Annotated in this window: 5 protein-coding genes; all 5 read right to left on the bottom strand. The window is 51.3% G+C overall.

Features of this window, described 5'->3' with window-relative positions; genetic code table 11:
- A partial coding sequence (locus tag A3750_RS17240) for a biotin carboxylase N-terminal domain-containing protein (RefSeq protein WP_304440206.1) occupies positions 1-243 on the bottom strand: 243 nt, incomplete at its 3' end.
- Between the two features lie 29 nt (positions 244-272).
- Entirely contained in the window at positions 273-1091 is an 819-nt protein-coding gene (locus A3750_RS17235) for an enoyl-CoA hydratase/isomerase family protein (protein WP_068453561.1), read from the bottom strand.
- A 9-nt stretch (positions 1092-1100) separates the two neighbouring features.
- Positions 1101-2258 (bottom strand): acyl-CoA dehydrogenase family protein, encoded by a 1158-nt coding sequence (locus tag A3750_RS17230; RefSeq protein WP_068453559.1) that lies wholly within the window; start codon positions 2256-2258, stop codon positions 1101-1103.
- 44 nt (positions 2259-2302) lie between these two features.
- Positions 2303-3919 carry an acyl-CoA carboxylase subunit beta gene (locus A3750_RS17225; protein ID WP_068466228.1) on the bottom strand — a complete coding sequence of 539 codons (1617 nt, stop codon included), beginning with the start codon at positions 3917-3919 and terminating at the stop codon, positions 2303-2305.
- Between the two features lie 16 nt (positions 3920-3935).
- The coding region (locus tag A3750_RS17220) for an SDR family oxidoreductase (RefSeq protein ID WP_082873341.1) at positions 3936-4303 on the bottom strand (368 nt) is incomplete at its 5' end.

The following is a 4303-nucleotide window of genomic DNA, read 5'->3' as shown; positions in this document are numbered from 1 at the left end:
ACCGGGATGCACGGCACCGGCACCAGTTCGTTTGGCGGCATCAATGATTTTGTCACTCACCAGATAGGATTCATTCACGGCAGCTGCACCGATACAAACTGCTTCGTCGGCGGCAATGACATGAGGTGCGTAGCGATCCGCTTCACTGAAAACTGCGACTGTCTGATAGCCTAGGTCTTTTGCGGTGCGAATGACTCGAACCGCTATTTCACCTCGGTTCGCGATCAAGATTTTGCTAAACATTGTATTTGTTGTCTCCATTTCGTGGCCGCTTATTCGGCCCAGCGCGCTTTGCGCTTTTGAATAAATGCCATTGTGCCTTCTTGCCCTTCAGGGCCTTGCACGGCTTTCGCAAAGCTCTCTGCAGCGCCATCAAGTAGCGCGTTAAGGTCGGTCTTTCCAACACTGAGAATCAGTTCTTTGGTTATTCGATTAGCCTGAGGTGCGCAACTTTTTACTTGATCAAGCGCTGTATCGATCGCTGTAGCAAGCTCCTCGTTACTATTCACGCATTGATGCACAATACCAAGCTCTTTCGCTTCGGATCCTTTGAATCGCGCACCGAATAAGGCCAGGCGTCTGGCTTGCGTTAGGCCTATGCGCGTCACAACAAAGGGTGCAATTTGCGCTGGCGGAATACCTAAACTGGTTTCTGGCAGGCCAAACTGTGTCGACTCTAAGCAGATCGCGAGATCTGAGATGCAAACGAGGCCAAACCCGCCTCCTAACACAGCACCCTCTGCAGCGACAATGAGTACCTGCGGGATTTGATTGGCGAAGGTAATCATTCGGCCGAACTCTCGATTGAGCGCATAGAACGGATCCTCTTCGCCTTCAGCTCGGGAGCCCATTGCTGCGCGCGCATTGGCCATATCTTTGATATCGCCGCCTGCACAAAAGTGGCCCTCGGCGCCACGCATGACCACCGCACGAATGGTTTCGTCGTTCTCTATCGCCTTGAAGACGGACATCAGTTCCTGAACCATCCGTAAGCTCATTGCATTTCGTGCTTTCGGACGGTTTAGCGTTACGTGTAGCGCGTGTTCCTTTTGCTCAAGAAGCAGCGTTTCACATACTGGTAGCGTACTCATTCGCGCTCCTTACTTCTTACGTTTTGGCAGGGTGCCCATCAACTTACAGATAATGCCAAGCATGATTTCATCGGCACCACCTCCGATCGAGACAAGTCGAATATCACGCATTGAGCGAGAAACTGGGTTGTCCCACATGTAACCCATTCCGCCCCAGTATTGCAGACAGCTGTCAGAAACTTCTCTGCCCAAGCGTCCTGCTTTTAGTTTGGCCATAGAGGCAAGCATCGTCACGTCTTTCTTATTAATGTAACCCTCTACACCTTGATGCACCATGCAGCGAAGTGCTTCGATTTCTGTCTGAAGCTCTGCCAAACGAAAGTGAATGACCTGGTTGTCGAGTAGTGGTTGACCAAATGTCTGACGCTCACGGCAGTAATCGATTGTTGTGTTCACACAGTGCTCAAGACCTTTCAGAATGTTTGCTGCCCCGAACAGGCGCTCCTCTTGGAACTGGAGCATTTGCATCATAAATCCGGAACCTTCGGCACCGATGCGGTAACGCTGTGGAACTCGAACATTGTCAAAGAAGACCTGCGCCGTTTCTGAGCTGCGCATACCAAGCTTGTTGAGCTTCGGTGCGACCTCGACACCGGGTGTGTTCATTGGTACGACAATCAGTGATTTGTTTAGATGCACTTTGTCATCAGACGTGTTCGCCAGCAAGCAAATGTAATCCGCACTCGGGGAGTTGGTGATCCACATTTTGGTGCCGTTGATGATGTAGTCGTCACCGTCTTTTTTGGCTGTGGTTTTGATGGCCGCAACGTCAGAGCCTGCGCTTGGCTCGGATACACCGATACAGCCGATCATGTCACCCGAGATGGAAGGTACCAAAAACTCTTCACGTAGTTCATTTGAACCAAAACGTGCCAATGCAGGCGTACACATATCCGTTTGAACGCCAATGGCGAGCGGGACACCGCCGCAATGCGCAGTACCAAACTCTTCTGCAGCAACAATGTTGTAACTGTAGTCGAGCCCCATGCCGCCATATTCTGTCGGCTTACTAATGCCTAAAAGACCGAGATCACCGAGCTTTTTGAACAGCTCTTTCATCGGAAAAGTGCCGGCTTCTTCCCATTCATCGCAGAATGGATTGATCTCGTTATCGACGAAGTTCTTAACCGTGCGTCGAATTTCATTGTGCTCTTGCGTAAATATCATCTGTGCTGCCTCTTAAACTATGTCTTTATTCTTAAATAGGGTTGTTAGAGTCGCGCGACGCCGAAGCTATTCGGGCGCAGTGTGCGGCGACGCTCTTCGTCACAAATATCGAGTAAAAAGGCGAGAACCTTTCGCGTATCTCGTGGGTCGATGAGCCCGTCATCCCAAAGGCGTGCGGTTCCGTAGAGTGCGGTAGAACCCTTGTCGAGCTTATCGGCCGTTGCTTTTTCTAATACGTCTAGCATTGCCGGGTCGGCTTCTTTGCCCATTTTTGCGTGTTTGTCTTCAGTAACGATACGCAGCACTTTGCCTGCCTGCGCGCCACCCATTACCGCGGTGCGAGAATTAGGCCATGCGAAGATGAAGCGAGGGTCTAATCCTCGGCCGCACATCGCATAGTTGCCCGCACCATAGGAACCGCCAACGACAATCGTAAGCTTGGGTACTGTGGCATTCGCCACGGCTTGTAGCATTTTTGAACCATGCTTGATAACGCCGTTTTGTTCGGCATCCGTACCGACCATAAAGCCTGTGGTGTTATGAAAAAACAGCAAGCTGGTGTTGGACTGCTCGCAAAGTTGGATGAATTGCGCTGCTTTGGCCGCGCCTTTTGGGGTAATCGGTCCGTTGTTTCCGATTAAGCCGCATGCGTGCCCCTCGATTTTCAGAAAACCACAGACGGTTTGATTATCAAACTCTGGCTTAAAGTCCACGAAATCGGAACCATCGGCAATTCGAGCAACAATTTCGCGCACATCGTAAGGTGTTTTGCTATCTGCAGGCACAACCCCGATTAGCTCTTCTGCGCTGTACTTTGGCTCTTTGTAATCGCGATGCGTGCCAGCGCTGAGTTGCTCATTCCATGGCACCTGCTTCATCATATCGCGCATCATGCGGATGGCGTCGGAATCATCCTCAGCAAGAAATTCCGCGGTGCCAGCGGTTTGCGCATGCATCTCAGCTCCGCCTAGCTCTTCGTCTGTGGCAATTTCTCCGGTCGCCGCTTTCAGAAGGGGCGGGCCAGCAAGAAACATCTTTGCCTGCTCTTTTACTACGATCGAGTAGTCTGACAGGCCAGGCTGATAAGCGCCGCCTGCGGTCGCATTACCGTGGACAATGGTAAACTGTGGAATGCCGGCGGCGGAGAGGCGTGCCTGATTCGCAAAACCTCGTGCGCCGTGCACAAAAACATCTGTGGCGTAGTTAAGATTTGCGCCACCACTTTCAGCTAATGTCACGACCGGTAACTTGTTCTCTTTGGCGATGTCCTGAAGTCGGAGCGTTTTCTCAAGACCCGTGGGTGAGATCGTCCCGCCCTTGATCGCGCTATTGCTGGCAATAACCAGGCAGCGCATTCCACACACGTAACCGATGCCAGCAATAATTCCGCCGCCGGCCATAGAGCCGTCTTTGTCGTCATGCATTTTAAAACCGGCGAGTGAACTAACTTCGAGAAACGGTGTGTTGCGATCAAGTAGCAGATTAATTCGTTCGCGTGGTAATAACTTTCCACGCTTAATGAACTTTTCTTTTGCCTCAAGCTCTTTGTTGGCGACTTTTTTTTCGATCTCTCGAAAGCTGTCGATATGGCTTTGCATCGACTCTGAATTTGCTTGGAACTGCTCAGAGTTCACGTCGATCATTGATTCCAGTGTGCTCATTATTTTCTCGCGTCCTTTACTCGTCGTCTTTGAAAATATCGGGTGTTTCAGAACGATGAAAGCCATCGTATGAATCAGAGTTCTTTGCTTTTGGGAGAGGGAAAACACGCCCGCCTTGAGACGCTGCGCCATCAATCCTTAGGCAGTCGCCACTGATAAAGTTGGCGCCATCGCTTAGCAAAAAACAGATTGCTGAGCTGACTTCCGCTTCGGTTCCCATCCGCTTTACAGGGACTGCGTCTTTGAGGCTGCGGATCCACGGTTTCAGAGCGGGAGGGTAGCTGTCCATGCCGCTCGACATTACCCAACCGGGCGCGACCGCGTTTACACGAACGCCAGAGCAACCCCATTCAACGGCAGCGGTTTGTGTGAAGTTCACCATGC

The sequence above is a fragment of the Oleiphilus sp. HI0079 genome (assembly GCF_001635105.1).
The sequence above is the reverse complement of the archived record's forward strand: the minus strand, read 5'-3'. Positions and strand labels throughout refer to the sequence as shown.

Bases quoted from the DNA above. Each gene is read 5' to 3' on its own strand.
- A3750_RS17235 (WP_068453561.1), bottom strand. From the start codon at position 1,091: ATGAGTACGCTACCAGTATGTGAAACGCTGCTTCTTGAGCAAAAGGAA.
- A3750_RS17230 (WP_068453559.1), bottom strand. From the start codon at position 2,258: ATGATATTTACGCAAGAGCACAATGAAATTCGACGCACGGTTAAGAAC.
- A3750_RS17225 (WP_068466228.1), bottom strand. From the start codon at position 3,919: ATGAGCACACTGGAATCAATGATCGACGTGAACTCTGAGCAGTTCCAA.